21 protein-coding genes and 1 pseudogene are annotated in these 26,741 nt (G+C 58.9%); 15 read left to right on the top strand and 7 right to left on the bottom strand.

Annotated elements, in window-relative coordinates:
* Positions 1-12: 12 nt before the first annotated feature.
* The 3 genes from minD to V9T28_RS19650 all read left to right on the top strand — a co-directional run bounded on the left by minD (position 13) and on the right by V9T28_RS19650 (position 1,464).
* On the top strand, positions 13-828 hold the full coding sequence (gene minD / locus V9T28_RS19640; RefSeq protein WP_116401650.1) for a septum site-determining protein MinD: 816 nt from the start codon (positions 13-15) through the stop codon (positions 826-828).
* The gene (gene minE, locus V9T28_RS19645) at positions 825-1,163 is read left to right on the top strand and encodes a cell division topological specificity factor MinE (protein WP_116401651.1); all 339 of its coding nucleotides are present in this window, start codon (positions 825-827) and stop codon (positions 1,161-1,163) included. The genes minD and minE overlap by 4 nt, the downstream gene beginning before the upstream one ends.
* A 94-nt stretch (positions 1,164-1,257) precedes the next feature.
* Positions 1,258-1,464: a hypothetical protein gene (locus V9T28_RS19650; protein WP_116401652.1), complete on the top strand. Its 207-nt coding sequence runs from the start codon at positions 1,258-1,260 to the stop codon at positions 1,462-1,464.
* 54 nt (positions 1,465-1,518) lie between these two features.
* Here V9T28_RS19650 and V9T28_RS19655 read toward each other — a convergent pair whose 3' ends face one another.
* Positions 1,519-1,713 (bottom strand): response regulator transcription factor, encoded by a 195-nt coding sequence (locus V9T28_RS19655; RefSeq protein WP_116401653.1) that lies wholly within the window; start codon positions 1,711-1,713, stop codon positions 1,519-1,521.
* A gap of 258 nt (positions 1,714-1,971) precedes the next feature.
* Between V9T28_RS19655 and V9T28_RS19660 the strand changes: the two genes are divergently transcribed.
* The 4 genes from V9T28_RS19660 to V9T28_RS19675 all read left to right on the top strand — a co-directional run bounded on the left by V9T28_RS19660 (position 1,972) and on the right by V9T28_RS19675 (position 11,816).
* Positions 1,972-5,754, top strand: coding sequence for an autotransporter outer membrane beta-barrel domain-containing protein (locus tag V9T28_RS19660; RefSeq protein WP_158554838.1), 3,783 nt, complete (start codon positions 1,972-1,974; stop codon positions 5,752-5,754).
* A 405-nt stretch (positions 5,755-6,159) separates the two neighbouring features.
* On the top strand, positions 6,160-9,960 hold the full coding sequence (locus tag V9T28_RS19665; protein ID WP_339071788.1) for an autotransporter outer membrane beta-barrel domain-containing protein: 3,801 nt from the start codon (positions 6,160-6,162) through the stop codon (positions 9,958-9,960).
* Positions 9,961-10,187: 227 nt separating this feature from the next.
* Positions 10,188-10,907, top strand: coding sequence for a carbonic anhydrase (locus V9T28_RS19670; protein WP_245424150.1), 720 nt, complete (start codon positions 10,188-10,190; stop codon positions 10,905-10,907).
* Between the two features lie 126 nt (positions 10,908-11,033).
* The gene (locus V9T28_RS19675) at positions 11,034-11,816 is read left to right on the top strand and encodes a YoaK family protein (RefSeq protein WP_116401655.1); all 783 of its coding nucleotides are present in this window, start codon (positions 11,034-11,036) and stop codon (positions 11,814-11,816) included.
* A 247-nt stretch (positions 11,817-12,063) separates the two neighbouring features.
* Here the strand turns inward: V9T28_RS19675 and V9T28_RS19680 are convergent, their stop codons facing one another.
* The 4 genes from V9T28_RS19680 to V9T28_RS19695 form a co-directional block, all read right to left on the bottom strand.
* Positions 12,064-13,866, bottom strand: coding sequence for a hypothetical protein (locus V9T28_RS19680; RefSeq protein WP_147306467.1), 1,803 nt, complete (start codon positions 13,864-13,866; stop codon positions 12,064-12,066).
* A gap of 478 nt (positions 13,867-14,344) precedes the next feature.
* On the bottom strand, positions 14,345-15,907 hold the full coding sequence (locus V9T28_RS19685) for a hypothetical protein (protein ID WP_147306468.1): 1,563 nt from the start codon (positions 15,905-15,907) through the stop codon (positions 14,345-14,347).
* A gap of 11 nt (positions 15,908-15,918) precedes the next feature.
* Positions 15,919-17,388 carry a hypothetical protein gene (locus V9T28_RS19690; protein WP_147306469.1) on the bottom strand — a complete coding sequence of 490 codons (1,470 nt, stop codon included), beginning with the start codon at positions 17,386-17,388 and terminating at the stop codon, positions 15,919-15,921.
* A gap of 168 nt (positions 17,389-17,556) precedes the next feature.
* Positions 17,557-17,901 (bottom strand): putative quinol monooxygenase, encoded by a 345-nt coding sequence (locus V9T28_RS19695; RefSeq protein WP_116401659.1) that lies wholly within the window; start codon positions 17,899-17,901, stop codon positions 17,557-17,559.
* 122 nt (positions 17,902-18,023) lie between these two features.
* Between V9T28_RS19695 and V9T28_RS19700 the strand changes: the two genes are divergently transcribed.
* Complete coding sequence (locus V9T28_RS19700; protein ID WP_158554840.1) at positions 18,024-18,176, top strand: hypothetical protein; 153 nt, start codon at positions 18,024-18,026, stop codon at positions 18,174-18,176.
* A gap of 186 nt (positions 18,177-18,362) precedes the next feature.
* Here V9T28_RS19700 and V9T28_RS19705 read toward each other — a convergent pair whose 3' ends face one another.
* A complete protein-coding gene (locus V9T28_RS19705) occupies positions 18,363-19,163 on the bottom strand; it encodes a helix-turn-helix transcriptional regulator (RefSeq protein WP_245424151.1) in 801 nt (266 codons plus the stop codon).
* A 225-nt stretch (positions 19,164-19,388) separates the two neighbouring features.
* Between V9T28_RS19705 and V9T28_RS19710 the strand changes: the two genes are divergently transcribed.
* From V9T28_RS19710 to V9T28_RS19720, 3 genes are read left to right on the top strand one after another with little or no spacing between them, the layout of a single operon-like run.
* Positions 19,389-20,933: an amino acid permease gene (locus V9T28_RS19710; RefSeq protein WP_116401660.1), complete on the top strand. Its 1,545-nt coding sequence runs from the start codon at positions 19,389-19,391 to the stop codon at positions 20,931-20,933.
* Positions 20,934-21,701, top strand: a complete 768-nt coding sequence (locus V9T28_RS19715) for an SDR family NAD(P)-dependent oxidoreductase (protein WP_116401661.1) — start codon at positions 20,934-20,936, stop codon at positions 21,699-21,701.
* Between the two features lie 12 nt (positions 21,702-21,713).
* Positions 21,714-22,952: a D-arabinono-1,4-lactone oxidase gene (locus V9T28_RS19720; protein WP_116401662.1), complete on the top strand. Its 1,239-nt coding sequence runs from the start codon at positions 21,714-21,716 to the stop codon at positions 22,950-22,952.
* Between the two features lie 232 nt (positions 22,953-23,184).
* Here the strand turns inward: V9T28_RS19720 and V9T28_RS19725 are convergent.
* A pseudogene (locus tag V9T28_RS19725) lies at positions 23,185-23,295 on the bottom strand (4-hydroxyproline epimerase); the annotation flags it as partial.
* 226 nt (positions 23,296-23,521) lie between these two features.
* Between V9T28_RS19725 and glnH the strand changes: the two are divergent.
* From glnH to V9T28_RS19745, 4 genes are read left to right on the top strand one after another with little or no spacing between them, the layout of a single operon-like run.
* Positions 23,522-24,268, top strand: a complete 747-nt coding sequence (glnH, locus tag V9T28_RS19730; RefSeq protein WP_116401663.1) for a glutamine ABC transporter substrate-binding protein GlnH — start codon at positions 23,522-23,524, stop codon at positions 24,266-24,268.
* Between the two features lie 58 nt (positions 24,269-24,326).
* On the top strand, positions 24,327-24,983 hold the full coding sequence (gene glnP, locus V9T28_RS19735; RefSeq protein WP_116401664.1) for a glutamine ABC transporter permease GlnP: 657 nt from the start codon (positions 24,327-24,329) through the stop codon (positions 24,981-24,983).
* Positions 24,980-25,708 carry a glutamine ABC transporter ATP-binding protein GlnQ gene (glnQ, locus tag V9T28_RS19740; protein WP_116401665.1) on the top strand — a complete coding sequence of 243 codons (729 nt, stop codon included), beginning with the start codon at positions 24,980-24,982 and terminating at the stop codon, positions 25,706-25,708. Before glnP ends, glnQ begins: the two co-directional genes overlap by 4 nt.
* The gene (locus V9T28_RS19745) at positions 25,698-26,741 is read left to right on the top strand and encodes a C45 family autoproteolytic acyltransferase/hydolase (protein ID WP_116401666.1); all 1,044 of its coding nucleotides are present in this window, start codon (positions 25,698-25,700) and stop codon (positions 26,739-26,741) included. The genes glnQ and V9T28_RS19745 overlap by 11 nt, the downstream gene beginning before the upstream one ends.

Here is a 26,741-nt window from a genome sequence, read left to right on the forward strand (position 1 = left end):
GAGGAGAGGTCTATGGGTAAGGTCATCGTGGTCACATCGGGCAAAGGCGGCGTCGGCAAGACCACGTCTTCCGCCGCGCTGGGCGCAGCCCTTGCGCAAGGCGGCGACAAGGTCGCTGTCGTGGATTTCGACGTCGGGCTGCGCAATCTCGACCTCGTCATGGGCGCCGAACGACGCGTCGTCTATGACATCGTCAATGTGATCCAGGGCGAGGCCAAACTGGCGCAGGCGCTGATCCGCGACAAACGGGTGGACACGCTCCACTTGTTGCCGGCCTCGCAGACCCGCGACAAGGACAATCTCACGCCGGAAGGCGTCGAGAAAGTCATCACTGCTCTGAAGCAGCAGTTCGACTGGGTCATCTGCGACAGCCCTGCGGGCATCGAGCGCGGCGCGACCCTCGCCATGCGCCATGCTGACATCGCCATTGTCGTGACCAATCCGGAAGTTTCCTCGGTGCGCGATTCAGACCGCATCATCGGACTGCTCGATTCCAAGACAGCCAGAGCCGAAAATGGCGATCGGATCGAGAAGCACCTGCTGCTCACCCGTTACGATCAGGCCCGCGCCGAACGCGGCGACATGCTCAAGGTGGACGACGTTCTCGAAATCCTGTCGATCCCGCTGCTCGGCATCATCCCGGAAAGCACGGATGTGCTGCGCGCCTCCAACCTCGGATCGCCAGTCACCCTGGCGGATGGCCGCTGCGCCCCGGCGGTCGCCTATTTCGACGCCGTGCGCCGGCTCAAGGGCGAAAACCTGCCGATCACCATCCCCGGCGAACGGCGCGGCTTCTTCGGCAAGCTTTTCGGGAGGAAAGCGGCATGAATTTCCTACGCTTCTTCTCCCGACCCCAATCCGCTCCCGCCGCACGCGAGCGCTTGCAGGTCCTGCTCGCGCACGAGCGTGCCCTGGCAGGTGATTCGGATCTCGTGAGCAAACTGCGCGACGAGATCCTGCGCGTCATCGCCAAACATATGCAGATCAACGACGATAAAGTCTCCGTCAAGATGGAGCGCGGCGCCCAGATGTCGACGCTCGCCGTCGACATCGAGATCCCGTTCGATCCCGCCAAGAAGGATGCGGACAAAAAGGATATCGACAAGAAGGACGTCGATAAGAAAGACGTCGACAAGAAAGATACAGGCAAGAAAGCGGCCTGACGGCCGCTTTTTCGCGCATCCATCGGCGGATGTGCCCCGCGATGCGTTTCGATCCTCAAAACTACAAGTTCGTGATCAGTAAAGGAGAGATAGCGTGACCCGACTCGAACTTTTGAATCGGTTGAAGGAAGTCCAGCAGATGCCCAAATACCAGGGCCGCGACATCACGACCATCAGTTCGGCGCTGTCCAACCAAGCGCTGGCGAAGCATGTGGAAATCTGTGAGAAGGCCGCCGGCGCCACGCCGCGTTTTGCTGGACAGGCAAGCGAGCCGAACCAGGCGCACGCCGGCAGGGCATGAGATGATAGTTCGACGGCGGCGCAATTAAAACCAAATGCTCCGCCGCACCAAGCATCACGGCAACACGCCGCTCGCGCGCGCCTCATAAACCGCCTGCGTGCGCGAGCTGACGGCGAGCTTCTTGTAGATATTGCGGATGTGGCATTCCACCGTCGGCTTGGAAATGGCGAGGAAAGCCCCGATTTCCCGATTTGAGTGGCCCTTGTTCACGAGCGCGAGGATTTCGACTTCGCGCGGACTTAATTTCATCCAAGATCTGCCCTCTGCGCCGTCACGCGATCAAGGACATGACCCTCCTGATCGAATGCTGTTTTTCAGAGCTAAGCGAACGGTCCACGGGTCCTACACCTTTTGGCCAATGTATCACGAAAGTCACGCCGTATGACGAAACGGCGACAGCACAGTTTTCAACGCGAATAGCGTGATACGCCACTGAATTATTGTGCTTTTAGTGTGTTGGCTTGGCGTGGGGAACAACGATTCCCTGCGGGGTGGGGATAAAAATTCATGGTAAAGAGCAGTCAGAAGATGCGCCGGCTCGCGTCGACGCGTGGCCGGATTTTGGCGATCCTGCGCCTGGCGCATCGGGTGCTGGGTATGAAACGGCGCAAATTGGCGCTGGGGCAGCTCGGCCACGCGGGCTGCGCGCATTCATGGACCGCCGCCTGGACTGCCCCGGTGATGGTGCTTGGGTGCTTGGTTTCACTCCCGGCCGCAGCACAGACCGCCGGCGGCGCCGGTGGCCGCACGGACACCGGCACTACGCAGAGTCCGGGAGGCACTTATGGCACCGCGGGCACGAATGGCATCGGTTCAACGACGAGCATCTTCGACGGCACCGGCGGCGGCGGCGGCGGCGTGGGGGCGGCCGGCGGGGCCGGCGGCACTGGTGGCGCTCCGGCCGGGTCTGAGCCAGGAGGCGCGGGAGGAGCGGCCGGTGCCCCTGGCCTGGCCGGAGGCGCTGGTGGCAGCAGCGGCGACAGAGACACCTACGGCGGCGGCGGTGGTGGCGGCGGTGGCGGCGGGACTGGCTTGACTAGCGGCGTTTCGGGGCTCACCGTTTCCGGTGCGCTTTCCGGAGGTGCCGGCGGGCAGGGCGGCAGCCCCATCGACGGCGGCGGCGGCGGCGGTGGTGCTGGCGGCTTTGGCCTCTATTTCACCAGCAGGGGCACCGTCACCATTCTTTCTACTGGATCTGTGACGGCCGGCGCAGGCGGCAATGGCGGCAATGGTGGCGTATATGGCCGCGGCGGCGGCGGCGGCGATGGCGGTATCGGCGTCTATTTCGCTTCCGGCGGCACGCTTCTCAATTCCGGCTCGATTTCCGGCGGCGCAGGCGGCGGCCGCGGCAGTGCTGGCGGCTATGGCGCCGGTGCCGCGGGCACCGACGGAGCCGGCGTCGCGGGTGTAGGTTTTACTGTCGTCAACAGCGGTTCGATCTCGGGCGTCGGCACCGGTGGCGCGGGAATTATTGGCTCGAACCTGACGATCACGAATTCGGGCACGGTCAGCGGCGGTTCACAAGCGGCTGCCGTGGAATTCACCGGTGGCACCAACAGCCTGACGCTGGGCGCCGGATATTCCTTCACGGGCAAGGTGGTGGCGGTGGCCGGCGGTTCGGACGTTCTGGCGCTTGGCGGCGACACGACGCCAAGCGCGAGTTTCGATCTCTCGCAGATCGGGCCGAGCGGCGAGTTTCAGAATTTCGCATCGTTCCAGAAAACCGGCAACAGCACCTGGACCCTGACCGGCACTGCCGGACAAGTCACGCCATGGACGATCGTTGCCGGCACTTTGGCGATTTCGTCCGACAGCAATTTGGGGACCAGCAACGAAACGCTCACCTTCGATAACAGTACCGCCCCGGCGGGAAGCGCCGCGCCCACATTGGAGACAACGGCGACGATCACAACGAACCGGAACATCGTGCTGAACGGAGCGGGAGGTACTCTCTCGCCGGATACTGGCACGACCTTCACGGTCAACGGCGTCATATCGGGGGCGGGCAGCCTCACCCAAGCCGGTGGCGGCACGACAGTGCTGACCGCAAGCAATACCTTCACGGGTGCAACGACCATCACCGGCGGCACGTTGGCTTTGTCGGGAGCGGGCTCGATCGCCAGTTCAAGCGGCGTGGCACTTGCGAATAATGGGATCCTCGACATTTCGCAAACGACGCAGGGCGCGAGTATCCAGAGCCTGTCGGACGATAGCAAGCGTGGCACGACAGTGGCGCTCGGTGGCCGGACGCTGACGCTGACCAATGCGAGCGGCACGTTCTCAGGTGCCATCACCGATGGCGGCATTGGCGGCGGCACGGGTGGTTCGCTCGTGGTCGGCGGCGGCACCGAGGTGCTGAGCGGCGCCAACACCTATACGGGCGGCACCAAGCTCCTGTCGGGCGAGATCGATCTTGGCAATAACATGGGGTTGAGCACCGGAACGCTGGACATGGCGGCTGGCACCACGCTCGGCTTCACGGTGAACGGGTTGAATGTCGCGAACAACATCGTCCTCTCCGGCACGGGCGATCCGACCATCAACACCGGCAGCTTCACCGAGACCCTCAGCGGCGTGATCAGTGGCACGGGCGATCTCACCAAGACCGGCTCGGGCACGCTGATCACCACGGGGGCGAATACCTATACCGGTGCCACCACGGTTGCCGCGGGCACCCTGCAAGCCGGCGCCACGGGCACGTTCAGTCCGAATTCAAGCTTTACCGTTGCGAGCGGCGCGACGCTCGATGCCAATGGGTTCAACCAGACGGTGGCGGGCCTCACCAATGCCGGTACCGTTGCGACAAACGCCGCCGGCACTTCGGCCGGCACCATCCTCACTGTGACGGGCAATTATATCGGCCAGGGCGGCAGGCTGTTGATGAACACCTATCTCGGCGGCTCGAATTCGCCGACCGATCAGTTGATCCTCAATGGCGGCACGGCGAGCGGCAACACCAGCATCATCATCAACAACACCGGCGGCCTCGGCGCGCAGACCACCGGAAACGGCATTCTGCTCGTCTCGGCGACCAATGGCGCGACGACGACGGGCAATGCCTTCGCGCTCGGCAATTACGTCGCGGCGGGCGCCTATGCCTATACGCTGCACGACGTCAATTCGAGCTGGTATCTGAACAGCGGCTATCGTCCCGAAGTCCCGGTTGACATGGCGGTGCAAGGGATTGCGAGCCGCTTGGGCCTCGCCACCCTCGGCACGCTCGACGACCGCACCGCGGTCGCCAGCGATCAGCCAAGCGACGCGATCGTCATCCAGCCCGCGGCGGCCGCGACGCGCTATGTCGCCTGCAAGGACAAAAAGGCGCATGACCCGCAAGGGCATCCCTATCGCTGCCCGGCGCCGGTCACACAGAAACCCGGACCGGTGATCGCGGGGGCCGACGCCTTCGCGCATTTTGCCGGCTGGGGCCGCACCTTCGGCGAATGGGGTTCGGTGAAGGACAAGGGCTTCCCATCGTCCTACACATACGGCCTCGGCGGCTTCCAGGCCGGCCTCGACCTCTATCGCACCGACAAGTCGTTCCTCGATGGCGGGCGTGATGTCGCCGGCTTCTATCTCGGCGCCGGGCGGATCGAGAGCGACATCCGCAGCGTCACGATCCCGAACGGGCTCGCCGGCCATACCAATATGAACGGCTATACGCTTGGCACCTATTGGACCCATTACGCGCCGCAGGGCTGGTACGCCGATGCGGTGCTGCAGGGCACGCGCTACACCGACGTGCATGCGGACTCGATGGGCACGATCCAGAACCAGGCGTTCAAGACGCAAGGCTGGGGCCTCTTGGCCTCGCTCGAAGGCGGCTATAAGTTCGCGCTCGGCAACGGCTGGGCGATCACACCGCAGGCGCAGGTGAGCTACCAGCGCCTGAGCTTCGATGGCGGGCGCGACGCCTTCGGCCTGATCAGCTACCAGGACGTGAACAACGGCTACGGCCGGCTCGGGGTAAAGGTGAGCAAGGATTGGACGACAGACTGGCACATGCCGGGCTCGAACCGCCCGGCGAGCTTCACGACCTGGGCGCGGGTGAATGTGTGGCAAGAGTTGGGCGGCCAGGGCAAGACGACGTTCGCGACGCTGACGGGCGCGGATCCGGTGTCGCTGAAGAGCGATCTGGGCAAGACCTGGGGTGGCATCAACCTCGGCATCTCGGGCCAACTGACGGAAACGCTGTCGGCCTTCGCGGTGGGCGATTACAATTTCGCCCTCAACGACGGCGCCAAGGGCCACAGCCTCGGCGGCAAGGCCGGGTTCAAATGGGTGTGGTAATGGGTATCGCTTGATCCGCTGCACAGATTCTAAACAATATGCCCGCCGATTGGCGGGCATTTTTTCATATCGGATCATTTGCATACAAGCTCAAGGATTAGAGCATCATGTCGATGGCCGGATCCCGATGAGAGACTTGTGTTGGAACTGGTTGCGGAGGCCTGCAATCACTGATGTCAACAGCAGCGTCAAGCATACAGATGTGTCAAGCATTAAGCCATTCTGCTGATGTATCGCAGAAGCCACGCGCAGTGACGAAATCGCAGCACTAATATATTCAATGATAGAGGCACAATACATCGTCCGATTATTGTGGTTCAAACGCGTGAGATTTTAACGCATTTGATTTGTCTGGGGAGCAACGTCTCTCCATCTGGGGTAGCAACGATTATGCTCAAGAACAATATGAAGATGTTCCGGACCGCCTCGTTGGCGGCAGCGGCGGCTGCGCTTTGCCTGGAGGCGGCGCCGGTGCTGGCAGCCGGCGGTGCTGGGGGGCAGCCGACCAACCCGGTACTGCACGGCGGCGCCGGTGGCAGTGACGGCAACGGCGGCAACGGCGCGCTCAACGACAGTACTCTCGGCAACGCTGGCGGTGGCAACGGCGGGTCGTCGAACGCCGCGGGCGCTACGAGGGGGTCCAGCGCCAGCACAGGCACGACCAGCGCGAGCACACCGGGCTTCGGCGGCACCCCTGGCACGGCCGGAGCCGGCGGTGCGGCGGGGGTCGGCGCTGGCGGTAACGGAGCAGCGGGTCAGAGCGAGACCGGCACGCCCGGAGCCTCCCCTGGCAATGGTTACGGCGGCGGCGGTGGCGGCGGTGCGCCTGGTTTCTCGTCAGCCACCCCCAACGTGTCCAACAACGCCGCGATCACTGGCGGCAGCGGTGGTGACGGCGGCGATGGATACTGGGCCGCCGGTGGTGGCGGTGCGGGCGGCTACGGGGCCGTCGTGAGTTCTGGATTTGCAAATCAAAGCGGCGGCAATGTCACCGGTGGTAAGGGCGGCAATGGCGGTAACGCTGACTCACAGGGCGGCGGCGGCGGCAGCGGCGGTAACGGCGCCTATGTGAGCTTCAGCGCCGGCAACGGCACGATGAACAATGCTGGTAGCATCTCGGGGGGCGCCGGCGGCAATGGCGGTTCCGGCGGCATTCCTCCTCTTTTCGATCCGGCTCGCAGCAACGCCTCGGGCGGCGGCGGTGGCGGCGGCGGCGACGGCCTTACGCTGGCCGGCGGCGTTGCGACCGTGACCAACACCGGCCAGATCTCGGGCGGCGCAGGTGGAACCGGCGGTGCGGGCGGCGGCGGCGCGGGCGGCACGGGCGCTCCTGGCGGAGGCGGCGACGGCGGTATCGGTCTGTCCTCCTCCGGTGCAGGAGCCGCGATCACCAACAGCGGCGTGATCGCCGGCGGAGGCGGCGGCACCGGCGGGGCCAACAATCGAGGTGGTGCAAACGGCGCCGATGGGGCTGGCGGCGTTGGAATCACCGGCTCGAACCTCACCGTCACGAATTCCGGCACGATCAGCGGCGGCATCGGGGGCGATGGAGCCACTCGGGCGAATGCCATTACGTTTACGGGTGGCTCCAATAATCTGACTTTGGACGCCGGCTATGCCTTCAACGGCAATGTCGTTGCCGTGTCGGGGGGCTCGGACGTTCTGGCGCTCGGCGGGAATGCCAATGCGAGTTTCAACGTCTCCCAGATCGGCTCGACCGGAGAATTTCAGAATTTCGCGTCGTTCCAGAAGACCGGCAACAGCACATGGACTCTGACCGGGGCTCCCGGCTCCGGCCAATCCACCTTGTGGACCATCGTCGCAGGCACTTTGGCGATTTCGTCCGACAGCAACTTGGGAACCAATAACGAGACGCTCACCTTCGACAATACCAGTGCACCGTCCGGCAGCGCCGCACCGACGTTGGAGACGACGGCGAATGTCACGACCAATCGCAATATCGTGCTGAGCGGCACAGGCGGCACGCTCGCGCCAGATGCTGGAACAACTCTCACAGTCAACGGTGTCATCTCCGGTACGGGTGGCCTGACGCAAGCCGGTTCCGGCACGACGACCCTGACCGGCACCAACACGTTTACCGGCCAAACCACGGTCGATGCCGGCACGCTGCAAGTGGCGAGCAGCGGCGCACTTGCGGGGTCTGCGGTGGTCAACGGCGGCAGCCTCTTGAATGCGGGGACGGTGCAGGGCGTCACCGTCAATAGCGGCGGCACGTTCACACAAGTGAGCGGCAGCAGCGGTCCGGTGACGGCGAACGGCGGGAGCACGGTCAATGTCACCGGCGGATCGATCGCGGCCCCGGTCGCGTTGACGCTCGCCAGCGGCGGCACGGCCAGCACGATCACCATCTCCGGCGGCGCGTTCAAGTCGACGGCCGGTCCGGCCATTCTCGCCAATAGCGGCAATGCCAATATCACCCTGACCGGCGCGCCGGCCTTCAGCTTCAGCAACGGCGACCTGCTGCAATTGACCAATGGCAGCGACGTCACCCTCACCGCGCAAGGCGCGACATTGAGCGGCGACATCGTGGCGGATGCGTCCAGCACCGGCCTCATCGATCTGAGCGCCGGCTCAACCTATACCGGCGCGATCGATCCGGTGGCGTTGACGATTGACAGCACCAGTCAATGGAACGTCACCGGCAATTCCTCGCTCACCACGCTGACCAATGCCGGCACGGTCGCCTATGCGGCCCCCTCCAACCCGCTCGACGCCTCGACCTATCACACCATCACGGTCGACAATTATATCGGCCAGGGCGGCAGGCTGCTGATGAACACCTATCTCGGCGGCACGAGCAGCTTGAGCGATCAATTGATCATCAACGGCGGTACGGCCAGCGGCAATACCAACATCTACGTCACCAACACCGGCGGCCTCGGCGCGCAGACAAGCGGCAACGGCATTCTGCTCGTCTCGGCGATCAATGGCGCGACGACGGCAAGCAATGCCTTCGCGCTCGGCAGCCGCGTGGCGGCGGGCGCATATGAATATACGCTGCACGACGTCAATTCGAGCTGGTACCTGGCGAGCCAGGCAACGCGTCCCGAAGTCCCCGTCGATATGGCGGTTCAGGGCGTTGCGAGCCGGCTCGGCCTTGCGACGCTCGGCACGCTCGACGACCGCACCGCGACCGCCAGCGATCAGCCAAGCGACGCGATCGTCATCCATCCCGCGGCGGCCGCGACGCATTACATCGCCTGCAAGGACAAAAAGGCGCATGACCCGCAAGGCCATCCCTATCGCTGCCCGGCGCCGGTCACACAGAAACCCGGACCGGTGATCGCGGGGGCCGACGCCTTCGCGCATTTTGCCGGCTGGGGCCGCACCTTCGGCGAATGGGGTTCGGTGAAGGACAAGGGCTTCCCATCGTCCTACACGTACGGTCTCGGCGGCTTCCAGGCCGGCCTCGATCTCTACCGCGACGACAAATCCTTCCTCGACGGCGGGCGTGATGTGGCCGGCTTCTATCTTGGCGCCGGGCGGATCGAGAGCGACATCCGCAGCGTCACGATCCCGAACGGGCTCGCCGGCCATACCAACATGAACGGCTATACGCTTGGCACCTATTGGACCCATTACGCGCCGCAGGGCTGGTACGCCGATGCGGTGCTGCAGGGCACGCGCTACACCGACGTGCATGCGGATTCGATGGGCACGATCCAGAACCAGGCGTTCAAGACGCAAGGCTGGGGCCTCTTGGCCTCGCTCGAAGGCGGCTACAAATTCGCGCTCGGCAACGGCTGGGCGATCACCCCGCAGGCGCAGGTGATCTACCAGCGCCTGAGCTTCGATGGCGGGCGCGACGCCTTCGGCCTGATCAGCTACCAGGACGTGAACAACGGCTACGGCCGGCTCGGGGTAAAGGTGAGCAAGGATTGGACGACAGACTGGCACATGCCGGGCTCGAACCGTCCGGCGAGCTTCACGACCTGGGCGCGGGTGAATGTGTGGCAGGAACTCGGCGGTCAGGGCAAGACGACGTTCGCGACGCTGACGGGCGCGGATCCCGTCTCGCTGAAGAGCGATCTGGGCAAGACCTGGGGTGGGCTCAATCTGGGCATTGAGGGCCAATTGACGGAAACGCTGTCGGCCTTCGCGGTGGGCGATTACAATTTCGCCCTCAACGACGGCGCCAAGGGCCACAGCCTGGGCGGCAAGGCCGGGTTCAAATGGGTGTGGTAACGGGTATCGCGTGATCCGCTGCACAGATTCTAAACAATATGCCCGCCGATTGGCGGGCATTTTTTTGACTTTGTCATGTAAGAATTTTGTTGCCATGCAAAGATATTTTGAAGCCCAAGATCAAAAACCTTTGCTAAGCTACCCGTAGCGGCCGCGGGTGACGATTGGGCGTAGGCTGCGCCGCAAGCAGTTCGAGTGAACATAATGCATAGTGGGGAATGCGGATCATGAGCGAGAGTTACAGCCAGATGAGTGTACCACCGCACATCTTGCCGGGCCGATTGGTCGAAGGCTACCAAGTCTTCCTAGGAGCCCATCTGCCGACCGAGCAGAAGCGTTACCACGACCTATCGGTGCACGGCCAAAAACCCGAAGTTCTCGTCATTGGCTGTTCCGACAGCCGCGTGTCGCCCGAGGTGATTTTCGACACGAAGCCCGGCGAGATTTTCGTGTTGCGCAACGTCGCCAATCTCGTCCCGCCCTATCGGCCCAACAACGATTATCATGGGACCTCGTCGGCGCTGGAATTTGCGGTGATGGGCTTGCGGGTCGCGCATATCGTCGTTTTGGGCCACGCCCAATGCGGCGGGGTCAAGACCTATGCCGAAGGCGAAAAAGACCCTTACAAGCCTCCGCTTTCGGCTGGCGACTTCATCGGCAGCTGGATCCGCCTGATCGCCCCCGCGGCGGAACGTCTCGGGCCGCCGAGCGAACCTTTCAGCGACTATACCGAACGGTTGTCGCTGGAATCGATCATCCAAAGTCTTGCCAATCTGCGCACGTTCCCCTGGATCGAAAATCTGGAGCAGCGCGGACTCCTGCGGCTGCACGGCGCCTATTTCAGTATTGCGAACGGCAAATTGCTGGCGCTGGACGAAGTGCATCGGAAATTCGTCCCGATCGGAGAACAGCAGCATTCTGCCGCCCTGCAGGACCCCCGTTTTTAAACGGAGTCTTGGCCCGAGCGATTTTCCGAACCAAAGGCCGTGAGAACTTGGCGCATTGTGACGGCCCGCTCGAGAGGCGATCGCATGTGTCACATCGGCAACCTCGTGAATGAATGAGCGAGACGTATGACCAACGACAACTCCCCGTCGCTCCGGACCCAGTTGGGCGATTATTTTCGCCAGCTCGCCGGCCGCCAGCGCAGCGACTCCGCCGATCGCGCTTTGGCGCTTCTGCTCACTCTCGTTGCCGGCGCCGCGAATACGAGCGGCTTTCTGGCGCTCGAACAATACACGTCACACATGTCCGGGGTGGTGTCGTCCATCGCCGGCCGTCTCGTCGCCGGAGATTTTATGCTGCTGCTGACAGCCTCTCTGGCCTTTGCCGCCTTCGTCGGCGGTGCCGGAGCGTCCGCGATTGTCGTCCTGTGGGCGCGACGCCGGGCCTGGCAAAGCGAATATGCGCTTCCCCTTCTGATCGAGGCGGCGCTGCTCGTAGGGTTTAGTTTCGTGGGAGAGTATTTGGCGGACGAAGGCGAAGTTTACGCCATTTTCGCCATCATGTTCCTGAGCTTCAATATGGGATTGCAGAACGGCATTATCACCACGCTGTCAAGAGCGCGCTTCCGCGCGACCCACATTACCGGCCTTGTCACCGATCTCGGGATCGAATGCGGGAAAGCGCTCTATCCCAACGGTAAGATCGGGCCGTCCGACCCTGATTTCATCCGCGCCGATGCCGAGAAGCTCAAATTGGTCGGTTCCTTGATCGGCATGTTCTTTATTGGCGGCGTCTGCGGAGCATTCGGTTTCGACCTCATCGGCTTTACCGTCATGCTGATTCTCGCCGCGCTGCTTGTCGCAATCGCCCTCGCCCCGGTGTGGGACGATCTCATGGCAAAACGGGCGTGAGAGCGGCGTCGAAGACCATTTCATGACGACCTTCTAGGCCGGCGGCGTAAGCTTGAATATCGCTTGATCCGGCGTTGCCCCCGCGACGCGCGTTGTAAGCTTTACGATGTCCGTGCCGGAAGGCCCATGCGTAGCCGTTGCTCCTCGGGGGCAGCGGCCATGGCGACGGGTCATTTTGTTTGCCCGTGCATGTTTCATCGATGAATGGCAAACGATTGGAAGCGAGATCGAGCCGTCCAGTTGCATATTATCCTTGGCAAAGGGACGGCAGCACGCTTTCTCCCCATAAGACGTGTGAGGGCAAACTGGTCTCGGCAGGCCCCTGTTTCAAATCAATAAATCTTCCGACATGGCCAGGGCGAATGATTCGATCCCGTAGTAAAAATACTCTCCGACCATGACCGGACTCAAACTCAATGCGGGGAGGATTCGGCGATCCTCCCTCATAACCAATCCAATCGACTGAACCAGCGTTTCTCACATCAAACGTCTGGTTCGAACCCGAAATCGACACGATGCAGGCAGCCGAATTCTGTGTGGCCGCGGGCGTCGCCCAAAACTGCGGCGCACGAAATATCTTGCTGTAAATTGAAATATAGGAGCGTGTTAGATCTGAATCATGCCAATTTCGATATATCAATTCATTTCCTCTGACATTTATCACATCATCTCCGCTGATATTGAACACGTCAAATTGATGCCCGGCAGGACCGGACGCGCCGTAAACCATAGCGAATTGATTGCAGACGCCTATGAGGCCCAATAGGACGAACGCGATTTTGACAATTCGATAATGCGTGCGTTCGCTCACGATCGCTGCCAGCAAGATGAAAACGGGCATGGCATCCGTCATGAACCGGGCACCATGCGCCCAGCCTGCCCACCACATTTGATAAAATGAATATAGAACAATCAGCGCGGCAACCGAAATATACCACCCCCACAGAACAAGTATAACATGCGAGGTCGATCGCCTACCCAGGGCATTTTCCATTCTTTCAGACTCGGAGAATTGCTCAAAGTTTTTGTTTTGTCGCGTTTTCTTAACCCAAACGTTGCGCAACTTTGCTGGAACACGCTCTAAAAGCGGCCATCCTATAATACCCAATGCAGCAACCGGGGTTATTATCAGAAGTCCACGACTGGCACTCCACATTAGACCAGAGAAACTGGTCTCAAACTGTTCGAGGCTTAGGGTGAAGCTGACCATTCCCAGCTCGCGAAGCCTAGCGTATCCACCTAGAAAACTGCCAAATAGGGAATAATTCCAGAAGAACCCTGAAAGTCCAGCCACCAAACCTGCTGTCGCTGTAATGTAAGCAGATTTTGTCATGAAGCCACGTCTTTCCGTCCACGACCATGTCAATATTGGCAATATCCATATTACATTGCTGAGCCTGATCCAAATCAACAGGCCAATAATTAGAAATAGCGCGTAAATTCTAAACAGAAAAAACCGATTTGTATCGGCTTTAATAGGTTGAGTCGTAGTAATATATATCAAGATGATACAAAGAAGCTCTATCGGATCGTGCTGCCAATTCGATTGGGAGGCCGTAACAAAGTGATTTGTACCAAAGGCAAAAAAAACCGAAGCCAAAACGGCCCAGGCAGTTCTTTTTAAAATTCCAGATACAGTAAAAAAATAAATCAATACGGTAAGAGAAGCCAGAGCCGCGCTGGAAAATTTATCACTATGCAACCGACAATTCTCAAACATTTCCGAAAAAACCGGCGCCTTGCAGCTCCCATCGAGGAAATAGTAAAGAAAATTGAATGGGAAAAAAAATAATTGGGGCAGCAAAGGATATGTTGAGCCGATATGGCCCGATGTTGTAGGAGCAAAAAAATAATAGTCTACCGGATAGTACGAACCATGAGTTGCAGCATCAAAAAATATCGTTCCGTTCTGGATTATATTTGCAGAAAATATTGAGGAATCATATGTATCGCCAGACCATATCGGCACGCCGTTCGACATATAAATAAGAAAAATCGCAATATACGTCAAAAAAATACAAACGAACCGCAACAGTGTGTTCGTTTTCACTACAACGAATCCTTTCTCTCGCCAAAAACTCGACGAGGATTAATTTCCCACCTGCCAGAATATTTTTGGGCTAACTGCGACTATTCAGTGTACCCCAAAAAGCATGGATCACGAGTGCAAGAGGGTCAGCGCATGGATCGTTGCGAATTATGGGGTATTGATATGCTTTGATCAATCGGATTGTTTCGGGATAGGCCCGCTCCACGACGATGCCGCGAATGTCGATCACTCCGATGAACCGCAGCCAAGTTTCCGCATAAGCACGCTGGAAGTCGCAGCTTTCGACGGGAGTCCAACAGTCGCGGCCCATCGTCAGAGCATCCGTACGAACGAATAACTGGTTCCGTGTCGGTCAATATTGCCGAGCGCCCCCCGTTTCGCCCATATGCGCCCCATCTTTTGCGTAGGAATACCAATTGCGGCTAGTCGGCAAAAAAGGGCGTGAGAGCAGCACCGAAGACTATCACATGATGGGCTTCTACGGTGGTGACGTAAGCCTGAATACGGCATAACCCGGCGTTGCCCCTGCGGGTCTTACAAGATCAAGTCTCCTTCCATGAAATGCTAGACCCTGCTCAATTGTTGACGCGACTTTACCTCCATCACGCAACAAGACGGCATATTGGGCTGAACTGTTTTTGGCGATTTCGTCGATGGCGGTTGCTCGTCCTGCCCCATCGGTTGGCAATGTCCACTTCACATGAGCCGTCACTGAACTGGGCGTTTTTAATCCGACCATATCGATCAACGGGAACTTGGTCACATAAGAGATGACGCCAGCGTCATGGATTAAAATTCGCGCTTGGGGTGGAATGTTTACGTTGGCCCAGGCTGCCGCGTCGAAATAATCCTGCACAAGGGCGTCCGCCTCTATGGCATTGTTGAGTGCTACGCCAACGCGGTAGGGCATTGCTACCAGAACAAAGCCCGCGCAGAATCGGAAAACAAATCTTCTATCCCGGTAGTTAGAACAGAGCACCCACAGGCACAGCGGGATCAAAGGATCAGCATATCGCCCAAAATTGTGCATAAAGCCCAATGGCAAAAAAATGGCGAACGCCGAGAATAAGGTAATACTAAATAGCCACGCGACCGCAGAGAGCGATGAATAGCGCGTCGCTAGAAGGGCCGCGACAAGGGGGCCGAGAGAACCTACCAAACCGATTGCCGCGATCAGAACTGGGGGTCCATAATCCGGCCCCGGCCCGGCGAAAAATGCCGACTTCGCCTGTATCGTATTGGTGACGAATGCTCCCGTGTCGATCTTCAGCCACAACAGCCAGGGTACGGCAGCAGCGCTGGCAATCACCAGATCAACGACGATAATCGAAAAGCAGTCGGCCGCCAGGTACCGAAGATAGATTTGCCGCGCCATCAGCAGACCGGATAGAGCTGCGAATTCCGGGCGTATGAAAGGCAATGTACCGCATAGCAGTGCGAGGCGGCGTTTGGGCCTCCCGTCGGCGAGGTTGAAGGCCCACATGACGGCAGCCATCCCGAGAACGGTCTCAAGGCCGTTGACGATCTGAAAGAGGACAAGGCCCGATCCGAGAGCGCACGCTGCCACGCATAGTTCGGCTCCCGGCGAAAGGGAGTTGGCCTGGCAGAGATGCCTGACGCCGCAAAGATAGAGCAGCGTGCCAAGGAAGCCGACAATGGCCGGAGCAAAGCCACCGAAGAATGGAAAAAGGACCGTGACAAGCGCGAGATGGACAAGGCTTGTCGCTCCGGTCAGTGCGGGAACTCCATAGTTCGGATCGACCCCCGACCAGATAACCTGAGCATTATGGAGGGTGATATATGCATCGTCGAGCGTGTACGCATGCACGCCGAGGCCCCAGAGGGCGGCGAAGAGAAGCGCCGTCACGGCCCACGGCCAGAGCATGCCGTAGGAACGAACAGCTTGTTCTGTGTTGGTCAATATTGCCGAGCGCCCCGTTTCGACCACATGCCACCCCATCTTTTGTGTAGGAATACCAATATCCCGCTGGTTGCGGCTAGTCGGCAGAACGGGCGTGAGAGCAGCACGGAAGACGATCACACGATGGCCTTCTACGGTGGCGGCGTAAGCCTGAATACCGCATAATCGGGCGTTGCACCGGTGGGTCTTACAAGATCAAGTCTCCAGCCGCGAAATGCTAGATCCTGCTCAATTGTTGACCAGAACTTACTTCCGTCATGCAACAGGACGACATACTGAGCCGAGCTGTTTTTGGCGATTTCGTCGATGGCGTTTGCTCGTCCTGTCCCGTGGCTCGGTAATGTCCACTTCAAATGGGCAGACACGGAACTGGGAGTTTTTAACCCGATCATATCGATCAGCGGGAGTTTGGTCATATAAGAGATGACGCCAGCGTCATGAACTAAGATGCGATCTTGGGGGGAAACGTTTGCGTTGACCCAAGCCGCCGCATCGAAGGAATCCTGCACAATCGCTTCTGCCTGTAAGGCATTGTTGAGTGCTACGGCAACCTGGAAGGGCATTGCTATCAAAGCAAGACCCACACAGAATCGGAAGATGAGTCTTCTGTCCCGATAGTTAGAACAGAGCGCCCACAGGCATAGCGGGATCAAGGGATCCGCGTATCGCCCACAATTTTGCATAAAGCCCAGCGGCAAGAAAATGGCATACGCCGAGAATAAGGTCATGCCAAATAGCCACGCGACTGCAGAGAGTGACAAATAGCGCGTCGCCAAAACGACCGTGACAAGGGGGCCAAGAGCGCTTGCAAGACCGATTGCCGCGATCAGAACTGGGTTCCCGTCGTCTGGCCTCGGCCCGGCGAAAAATGCTGACTTCGCCTGTATCGTATTGGTGACGAATGATCCCGTGTCGATCTTCAGCCACAACAGCCAGGGTATGACAGCGGCCGCGGCAATTAGGAGATCAACGACGATGATCGAAAAGAGGTCGCCCGCCAGATACCGAAGATAGATTTGCCGCACCATCAACAGACCGGATAGGGCTGCCAATTCCGGGCGTATGAAGGGCAGTGTCCCACATAGCAGGACGAGGCAGCGTTTGGGCCTCCCATCTGCGAGGTCGAAGGCCCACATAACGGCAGCCATCGCGAGAACGGTTTCAAGGCCGTTTGCGATCTGGAAGAGGACAAGGCCTGATCCGAGGGCACACGCTGCCACGCAAAGCTCGGCTCCCGGCGAAAGGGCGTTAGCCTGACAGAGATGCCTGACGCCGCAAAGGTAAAGCAACGTGCCAAGGAAGCCGACAATGGCCGGAGCAAAGCCGCCGAAGACTGGAAAAAGCACAGTGACAAGCGCGAGATGGACAAGGCTTGTCGCTCCGGTCAGCGCGGGAACCCCATAGTTCGGATCGACTCCCGACCAGATGACCTGGGCGTTGTGGAGGGTGATGTATGCATCATCGAGCGTGTACGTATGTACGCCGAGCCCCCAGAGGACGGCGAACAGAAGCGCGGTCGCGGCCCACGGCCAGAGCATGCCGTAGGAACGAACGGCCGGTTCTGTGTTGGTCAATATTGCCGAGCGCCCCGTTTCGCCCACATGCCACCCCATCTTTTGCCTAGCAATACCAATATCCGGCCGGTTGTGGCTAGCCGGTGACGGGCGCGAAACCGGAAGAGGCTAGCTCATGTTGCGGGCCCGGACGCAATGGAAGCGGTGCCGAGCAACTTGTTGCATCTCGACCGCGGATGGCGGCATGTCACCATGTCAAGGCGAAGTAAGGTTGACCGACAAGGGCGTCAGGAACGTCAGAACCGATTGCGGCTCGACAATCATCGTCACGAGGCGGGCGTTGAACTCCGCCCCATACTCGGCAGCTATATGCTGCCTGAATGCGTGTTCGTCGCGATAGACTTCGTAGACGAAGAACCGCGACGAATCGTCGGTACGACGGTAACAATCGAATAGGACGTTGCCCTCTTCCTGCCGGACCACGCCAGCAAAGTCGCTCAGCAGCGCCGCGACGTCCTCCGCCTTGCCGGATCGAGCGGTGAACTCTGCAGTGAGCGCAAATGGTTGGAGGCTCGTTGTTTGTGGATGGCGCTCATTCATCAATGGTTCCCCTTGGCACGTGGCTAGAGCATTTTCCGTTCTTTCAGAATCGGAAAATGCTCTAAGTTTTTGTTTTGTCGCATTTTCGCTGCACGGACCACTCCTGCTATCGTGGCGCTCCCATGAAGAACCTGGCCCATGGCGCATCCTTTGATTCGGACGATAAGAATGCACCATCAAAACCCGGGATCAAACAAGGAGATTCCCGCTACTGGGACAAGCAGCGCCTCGATGTTGTTGATCTCGAACAGAATGGAAATAACCGACCTTCATGACGAGCGCTCTGTCTTGGCAAATGCCGCTATGGCGCATTTATCGCGATGTCCTTTATTGGGCCTTATTCGAAGCCGATTTGGTGGACAACCCGCGCGGTGCGGCCACTTGGAAGGTGTTCTCTGTGCCCCTCGCTCCGATTACCACAAGGTCTTGTGGTTCGGATCAGAGAGCATCAGCGCCCATACCTATTTCGACGATTTAGATATATAAATATCGGAATTACCACTGGACTTAGACAATATACTTTGAACGAACATCACAAATAGTTCCTGCTGACTCGAGATTTCCAATCTTTTGTATATATTTTGACGATGAATTTTTACTGTACCCTCGGTGACAGAAATTATTTGGCCTATTGATAGATTGCTGTGTCCACGCAGAATCAGCTGCACAATCCGTCGTTGCTGATAGGTCAGACGATCACGGCAAAACGATTCGAATGCGGTCTCCATGAGATCGTCAAGTTTGGGCTGCCGCTCAACCGGGCCAACGTGGCGCCAATGCGCCCTTATCGTTTGGCGAACCACCGGCTCCAGTTCGCTGAGTTTAGCCATTTCGTCGTTTGTGAAGGGTGATCCTTTCGATCTCATCAGGGAATAGACGGCGTTAAAGCCGCCTTCCAGCGGAACCAAAAATCCGATTTCTTCAACAAGAGACCCGGGCTGAAGCGATATACACGGGTGCACTTCCGTCGAACTGAAAAACTCAGAGTCAAAGAAACTATCCGGCGCCAGTTCGCGCATGCGCCAAACGCCCGGCTCACGCCCCTGAACAGCCGCAGTGTAAAATGGGTCGAGAAGGTAGGCGCCGTTGAGATAGTTTTGCAGCGCGATCGGCGCGGCGTAATCGCGATAGCCGTCGTACAAAAGCAATGGCCTCGTATCGAACGGATATCCAAATACCACAGAGAGATCAAAAACGGCTGTCTGTTGAAGCATCTGGTCGAGCGCGAGGGGCATTGAGGGCTTTCCGATCTGCTCGATCAAGGAAGCTATCGTGTGCAATGACGGCGCGGAAAACCTCTCCATCTGGCGTACCATGATGCAGCTCTGCCAAATGAATAGGCATGCCTAAAATCTATTACTTTCACCATATGGACCGAGCTTTACGGCTTTTGCAAGCTCTCTTCCGGGGAGCCTCGTCACGGCAGAAAACTTGGCATGGCTTGGCGCTCTTGAGGTGAGGAGGGTGCAATGGGGAGAATTTTATCCATGTCAAAACAATCCGATACAGCGGTCGATGACAAAAATACGCTACACGAATTTGGTTACGCACAAGAACTCTTGCGCGGCATGAAGACCTTCCAAAATTTTGCGATTTCGTTTTCGATCATCTGCATTCTGTCGGGTTGTATCAATTCGTTCAGTCAGGGCTTGGGAAGCATTGGCGGTGCGGCCATCGGGATCGGCTGGCCGGTTGGTGCGCTGTGCTCCCTGCTCTTTGCAATTGCAATGGCGCAGATCGGTTCTGCCTATCCGACAGCCGGCGGTCTCTATCACTGGTCGTCTATTCTTGGCGGGCGGGGCTACGGCTGGGTCACAGCTTGGTTCAACCTTATCGGGTTGGTCGCCGTGCTGGCGGCGATCAACGTCGGAACGTACTTATTCCTCGTAAATTCTCTGCTGCCTGAATTTGGCATCGATGTCGCGCCACTAACGCCCGACACACCGACGACCTATTCTTGGCTCGTCCAGGCGGGCATCGTGGGCGCCATCACGGTCAGCCAGGGTCTGCTCAATCACTTCGGCATCAAGCTGACCACCAAATGCACGGATCTATCCGGATACCTGATCTTCATCGGTGCGATCCTGTTGACTGCGTGCCTTGTCTTCTTCGCACCGCACATATCCTTCGAGCGGCTTTGGTCCTTCCAGAACTTCAGCGGCGAGGCGGGTGCGAATGTCTGGCCGCAAAGCGGCAACCTGGCGTATCTTTTTGTATTGTGCCTCATGCTTCCGGCCTACACGATCACCGGCTTTGACGCGTCGGCCCATACGGCCGAAGAGACGGTCAATGCCGAGCGCGCCGTGCCTCGGGGCATGATTCATTCCGTTGTCTGGTCGGGCCTCTTCGGTTGGCTGATGCTGTGCGCGGTGATCGTCGCAGCGCCGGATCTCAAGGATGCCGCCGCGCAAGGTGGCAGCAGCTTCTTTGCGATCGTCCGCGCTGTTATTCCGACGTCCTGGCGGGTCGTGCTTTGGATTATCATCGGCATCGCGCAATATGCCTGCGGCCTCGCGACGGTGACGTCGGCCAGCCGCATGATCTTCGCGTTCTCGCGCGATGGCGGTCTTCCCGCCTCGGGTACGCTTCGCAAGGTCGATCCGAAACATCGCACGCCTGTGCCAGCCATTTGGACTTCGGTCGTGCTCGCGACCCTCTTCACGCTCTACACGCCCGTCTACACGACGATCGCTGCGGTCTGCGTGATCTTCCTGTACATCTCCTATGCCATGCCGCTTGCGGCTGGACTTGTCGCCTACCGCCGTTCCTGGACCCGCATGGGGCCATTCGACATCGGCATTTGGTACCGTCCAATTGCGTTTCTCTGTCTCGTCGCCTGCGGCGTTCTGATCTATGCCGGCGTGCAGCCCCCGAATGACCAGGCGCTGATCGTGACGCTTGCCGTATTCGTGGTGTCGACTATCATCTGGTTCGCATTTGAGCGTCGTCGCTTCCAGGGGCCGCCGATGATCCGCAATCGCGACAAGGACAATCAAATTCTTGCGGCCGAACACGCGGTCGGGGAGGCGTAAATGAGTGGTCGTCTGAATGGGAAGGTTGCTCTCATCAGCGGTGGTGCGGGCGGCTGTGGACTTGCCGCCTCAGAATTGTTCGCTCGGGAAGGGGCCGCAGTCGGAATCGTCGATCTACCGCACAGCGATGGCGAAGGGGTCGCGGCGCGCTTGCGTGCCGAGGGACATAAAGCCATCTTTGCCGCGGCGGATGTGTCCGACGAGGCTCAAGTCAAAGCTGCGGTCGGGAGCGTATCGACCGCGCTCGGTGCCGTGACTGTTCTCTTCAACCACGCTGGCACCATCGTGATTCGCCCATTCCTCGAGACAACTCTTGAGGATTGGGAGCGCCTCATGGCCATCAACGTGCGCAGCATGTTCCTGATGACCCGGGCGGTCCTGCCGCAGATGATCGAAGCCGGAGGCGGCAGCGTGGTCTGCACCTCCTCGATCTCAGCCGTCGCGGCGACGCCGATGGAGGTCCTCTACAATACGACAAAAGGGGCGTGCCACATGTTCGCGCGCGCAATTGCGGTCGAGTTTCGCGACCGCAACATCCGCTGCAATGCGGTTTGCCCCGGTTTCATTCAGACCCCGCACGGACAGCGCGAGGTGGCTGAACTGACCAAATACGGTGTCGACGTGTCGGAAGCGGCAATTGCAGCGCAACAGGGCAGAATGTGCCGCCCCGACGAAGTCGCCAAGGCGGCGCTCTATCTCGCCAGCGATGACGCAAGCTTCGTGAGCGGCGCGCATCTTTTCGTCGACAATTGCTTCACGGCCATATGAAGGAGGAAAGAGATGAATCTCCAAAAGGGCGGCATGTGGCGCAACTGGGTCGGCAATCAATATTGCGTCTCGCAATTCAAGGCCGCACCCGAGACGGAGGAAGAGCTGCGCGAACTCGTGCGCGAGGCCGACAAGCGCGACATCGGCGTGCGCGTTTCAGGGTCGGGCCACTCGTTCACGCCCGTGGTCGGAACGAGCGGCGCGCTCCTGTCGCTTGCCAATCTGCGCGGGGTGCAGAAGATCGATCGTGACCGCAAGCAAATCACCGTCGCGGGAGGAACACGCATCAATGAGGTCGGCAAAACATTGAAGCAGCACGGCCTCTCGCTGATCAATCAGGGCGATATCGATAGTCAGGCCGTCGCCGGCGCTTTCACCACAGGCACGCACGGAACGGGTCTGAAACTCGGCAATATGGCCTCCTCAATTGCGGGCATGCGGATCGTCACGGCGAATGGTGACGTGCTCGACATCGACGGGTCCGACAAAGATCTCCTGCATGCGGCTCAGGTGTCCGTCGGATCGCTTGGCGTCATCTCCGCCATGACACTCAACGTCATGGACGCCTACAATCTGCACGAAAAACTCTGGCGGGACGATTTCGAGACCTGTATGGAGCGCCATGACGAACTGGCGGCTCAGCATCGGCACTTTGGGTTCTTCTGGTGCCCGACACCTGAGAGCCGCCATCTCTACTGCCTGCCCGATACGGCGGCGGTCTCCTCAACGGACAAGCTTGCCGATGTCTGCGAGATGAAGGTGATGGACGTCACCGACGCCGCGCCGATGGAGAGCGAATTCGAGAAGATCGCCTATAGTTCGGAAGTCTATCCGATCGAGTATGTCCCGAATTTCGTCGAGCTGGAATACGCAGTGCCGCTCGAGCATGGCAAGGAAGCCGTTCGGGCGGTGCGCGAATTGATGCTCACGAAGCACACGAACTGCATCTACCCGATCGAGTATCGCTTTACCGCGGGTGACCCCGCGTGGATGAGCCCTTTCTATCATCAAGATAGTATCACACTTTCCGTTTCAGGCGGTCCGGGTATCGACTATTGGCCATTCCTGAAAGACACCGACGAGATCCTTCGGCGCTACAATTCGCGACCGCATTGGGGCAAGATGCACTTCCTCGACACCCAGGATGTGACGGACCTCTACCCGCGTGCGAATGATTTTCGCAAACTACGCAGGGAACTCGATCCGAAGGGGCGTTTTCTAAACGACCATATACGAATGCTGTTGGGCTAAGGGACGGGTCTGCTTCCTCGGAGCTGGGGCACTGGGAGTGAAAGGTTTCGGCCCGATTTCGCAGGTCGGAATGAGCGCAGTCCCTTTGGTGTGACGGCACCGAGGTTTTCCAGCGCCCAGTTCGACACTCTGCCGATGCATAGCGCGATATTCCGTTGGCGACATGCCAAAGGTCTCTTTGAAACGTTTTCGAAAACTGTCCCTCAGCGTCAGGCGGCCTTGCCATGTAGCCGCGCCGGTCCGTTGTGGCATTCAATGGGCCATCGCACCAGATTGCGTGATGGACGCCGCGAATTCGCCTGTCCTCAGGATGGATCGGATTGCATACATCAGTCAAAGCCGCAAAATGATTGAAGAAAACTGCAAAACGGAAAAAATCTATTCTATATCAATATATTAGCATGAAACGACCCTTTGAGGTCGTTGAGCGTCATTGACGCGCGCGCCCCACGAACGCCCTACGAACGCTCCCTCGCAAAAAAATTGGCGACAGATTAGAAAATGCATTGTATATTTGCATCTTGTGCTAGAATGCAAAATTCCAGTGTATCATATCCGGGAGGGTTCACATGAGATTCAAACTTCACCGCGCCCTTATTGGCGCCATTGTCGCTGGTGCCGCGCTATTGGGTGTCGCTCGGGCCGAGGACCTGGTCGTTGCCACCGACACTGCCTTTGTTCCGTTCGAATTCAAGCAAGGCGACAAATATGTCGGTTTCGACATCGACCTTTGGGACGCCGTCGCCAAGGACATCGGCATAACCTACAAACTGCAGCCGATGGATTTTAGCGGCATCCTGCCCGCGCTCCAGACCAAGCAGATCGACGTGGCCCTCGCGGGAATTACCATCAAGGATGAGCGCAAGAAAGTTATCGATTTTTCGGACGGGTATTACGACAGCGGTTTCACGCTTATGGTTCCCGTCGACAGCAAAATTACCGGTCCCGACGATCTCAAGGGCAAGACCCTCGCGGTGAAGACAGGCACGTCAGCCACCGACTATGCCAAGGAACACTTCAAGGGCACCGAGCTGCGCGAGTTCCCGAATGTCGACAATGCCTATCTTGAGTTGCGTGCGGGCCGTGTCGATGCCGCGATGCACGATACGCCGAATGTTCTGTATTACATTGCCACGGCTGGCGACGGCAAAGTGAAAGCCGTCGGCGCGCAAATGATGGCGCAGCAATATGGCATCGGCTTCCCGAAGGGTAGCCCGCTTGTTGCCAAGGTGAATGCGTCGCTCGCCAAGCTCAAGCAGAACGGGACTTACACGGCCATTTACAAGAAATGGTTTGGAACCGAGCCCAAACTCTAAGCTTGATCGTCATCACCCACGCGCCGGACATCCGGCGCGTCTTGGGGGAGCTATTGCCATGCAGTTCGATTGGTCGGTGGTCGCGGCGGCAGTGCCCGACCTACTTGGTGGTGCGCGGCTCACCGTCTTCATTGCCGTTGTCGGCTTGATCGGCGGGGTTATCGTCGGGACGATCGCCGGCTTCATGCGGGCTTACGGGCATGCGATCCTGAACGCCATTGCATTTTGTTACATCGAAATCATCCGCGGCACGCCGATCGTCGTGCAAGTCATGTTCATCTATTTCGCCCTGCCATTGCTGGCGGATATACGCGTCAATCCCATGACGGCAGCGATCACGGCAATTGTCGTCAATGCCGGCGCCTACATCGCCGAAGTCGTGCGCGGCACGCTTCTCTCCGTCAATAAAGGGTTGAAGGAGGCTGGCTTGGCGCTCGGGCTGCCGATGTGGAAAGTCCTGCTTTACGTCATCGGCCCGATCGCATTCCGCCGGATGATTCCTCCGCTTGGCAATCAGTTCATCGTGAGTTTGAAAGACACGTCGCTGTTCATCGTCATCGGTGTCGGCGAGTTGACGCGGCAGGGACAGGAAATCATGGCCGCGAACTTCCATGCGGTCGAGATCTGGTCGGCGGTTGCGATCATTTATCTTGGGATGACCAGTATTCTCACCATCGTCCTCCGCCTTATCGAAAAGAGGATGCGCATCCTATGAGCATCGTGGAATTCAGGAACGTCACGAAAACCTTCGGCAAGATCACTGTGCTGAAGGATGTGGACCTCAATATTGAAGCGGGCCAGGTGGTTGTGTTGATCGGGCCGTCCGGCTCTGGCAAATCAACCCTGTTGCGCTGTATCAATGCGCTCGAGGCCATCGATAGCGGCGATCTCGTGGTCGACGGGATCAGCGTCCGGGATGGCCGCTCGAAAGTGCGCATGATCCGTCAGGAGGCGGGCATGGTCTTCCAGCAGTTCAACCTTTTTCCGCAGATGACTGCACTCGAAAATGTTGCTTTCGGACCGCGCCGGGTTCGCGGCTTAGGCCGGGCCGAGGCGAATGCTCTCGCAACGGAATTGCTGCGAAAGGTGGGGCTCGCGGATCGCAGTGATCACTACCCATCTGAACTATCGGGAGGTCAGCAGCAGCGCGTGGCGATTGCTCGGGCGCTTGCGGTAAAGCCCAAACTCATGCTCTTTGATGAGCCGACGTCCGCGCTCGATCCCGAGCTGCGGCAAGAGGTTCTGCGCGTGATGCAATCGCTGGCGGAAGAAGGCATGACGATGATCGTGGTCACGCACGAAATTGGCTTTGCACGGCAGGTCGGCTCAAGGCTGATCTTCATGGAGGGCGGGAAAATCACCGTGGATGGCGATCCCACGTCGCTCATCAACAATTCCGAAAATCCGCGTCTGCGCGAGTTTCTCAAACATGTCCACTAATATTCGCGATCCGCTTGCCATTATCGACATTCAAGGAACGCCCTTCGAGGTTGGCGTTGCGCTGGGCAGGCAAGGCGCTGAGACCGCACATGCGCATCTGATACGAACTCATGCCTGGGCCACCGTCGTTGCGGCGCGGGATGCGCCTTACGTGACCGCCGCGAAGACGTTGGTGGCCGAGCGGTTTCCTCATTATTTCGCCGAATTGCAAGGCTTGGCGAAAGGGCTTGACCTTGCTTTCGACGATGTTTTTGCTTGGAATTGCCGTGGCGATATTTGGGCGATGAGCCCGGATGGATGCACCACCGTGCAATCTCCCGGCGTAACGCCAACGATCTCGCATAACGAGGATGGCGATCCCGGTCTTCGTGCCGGATGCGCCATTGCGCGTGTGCGGCCAAGCTCCGGCCGCGCGTTCGCCAGCTTCGTCTATCCCGCATCCCTGCCGGGGCACACCTTTGCAGTCAGCGATCGCGGGCTGGTCATGACGGTTAACAACATTCGCTCGCGGAAGGTCGGTCCGGGCCTGCCGCGCATGATCGTCACAAGGGGCATTCTGGATTGCATCAGCCTGGAAGACGCGCAGGGCTTTGTGTCAAAAGCGCCGCGTGGGGGCGCTTTTCATTTGACGCTGGGACAGGCCGGCAAAAAGGATATCGTGAGCGTGGAATTCACGCATGAAAATTGTTCGATCCTGCCCATCGAGCAACAATCCAGTCATGCGAACCATTTGATTCACGCCGGGATGCGCAACGAACCGCAGATTGTCACTGGCTCGTCGCGCGCGCGGCAAGAGCGCGGCGACGCGGTGCTACGCGCGTCCAGCGGCACCGCCGATCCGCTTGCAATATTGCGCGACGAAACGAATCAGGTTCTGCCAATCTACCGGCAGCAACCTGACGATCCCGACAACGAGAACACCTTGGCCACGGCGCATTTTCAAATACGGCAAGATAGCGTAGCGTGTTCGATCTATGATGGCAGCAGTATTGAGCCACGGTTGAGCTTCGTTCAGCAGGTGGGCGTCTCGTGA

It is taken from the genome of Methylovirgula sp. 4M-Z18 (assembly GCF_037890675.1).
Classification (GTDB): Bacteria; Pseudomonadota; Alphaproteobacteria; order Rhizobiales; family Beijerinckiaceae; genus 4M-Z18.

Coding starts and splice junctions, on each gene's coding strand:
- minD (WP_116401650.1), top strand. CDS start 13: ATGGGTAAGGTCATCGTGGTCACATCGGGCAAAGGCGGCGTCGGCAAG.
- minE (WP_116401651.1), top strand. CDS start 825: ATGAATTTCCTACGCTTCTTCTCCCGACCCCAATCCGCTCCCGCCGCA.
- V9T28_RS19655 (WP_116401653.1), bottom strand. CDS start 1,713: ATGAAATTAAGTCCGCGCGAAGTCGAAATCCTCGCGCTCGTGAACAAG.
- V9T28_RS19660 (WP_158554838.1), top strand. CDS start 1,972: ATGGTAAAGAGCAGTCAGAAGATGCGCCGGCTCGCGTCGACGCGTGGC.
- V9T28_RS19665 (WP_339071788.1), top strand. CDS start 6,160: ATGAAGATGTTCCGGACCGCCTCGTTGGCGGCAGCGGCGGCTGCGCTT.
- V9T28_RS19670 (WP_245424150.1), top strand. CDS start 10,188: ATGAGCGAGAGTTACAGCCAGATGAGTGTACCACCGCACATCTTGCCG.
- V9T28_RS19675 (WP_116401655.1), top strand. CDS start 11,034: ATGACCAACGACAACTCCCCGTCGCTCCGGACCCAGTTGGGCGATTAT.
- V9T28_RS19695 (WP_116401659.1), bottom strand. CDS start 17,901: ATGAATGAGCGCCATCCACAAACAACGAGCCTCCAACCATTTGCGCTC.
- V9T28_RS19700 (WP_158554840.1), top strand. CDS start 18,024: ATGAAGAACCTGGCCCATGGCGCATCCTTTGATTCGGACGATAAGAAT.
- V9T28_RS19710 (WP_116401660.1), top strand. CDS start 19,389: ATGTCAAAACAATCCGATACAGCGGTCGATGACAAAAATACGCTACAC.
- V9T28_RS19715 (WP_116401661.1), top strand. CDS start 20,934: ATGAGTGGTCGTCTGAATGGGAAGGTTGCTCTCATCAGCGGTGGTGCG.
- V9T28_RS19720 (WP_116401662.1), top strand. CDS start 21,714: ATGAATCTCCAAAAGGGCGGCATGTGGCGCAACTGGGTCGGCAATCAA.
- glnH (WP_116401663.1), top strand. CDS start 23,522: ATGAGATTCAAACTTCACCGCGCCCTTATTGGCGCCATTGTCGCTGGT.
- glnP (WP_116401664.1), top strand. CDS start 24,327: ATGCAGTTCGATTGGTCGGTGGTCGCGGCGGCAGTGCCCGACCTACTT.
- glnQ (WP_116401665.1), top strand. CDS start 24,980: ATGAGCATCGTGGAATTCAGGAACGTCACGAAAACCTTCGGCAAGATC.
- V9T28_RS19745 (WP_116401666.1), top strand. CDS start 25,698: ATGTCCACTAATATTCGCGATCCGCTTGCCATTATCGACATTCAAGGA.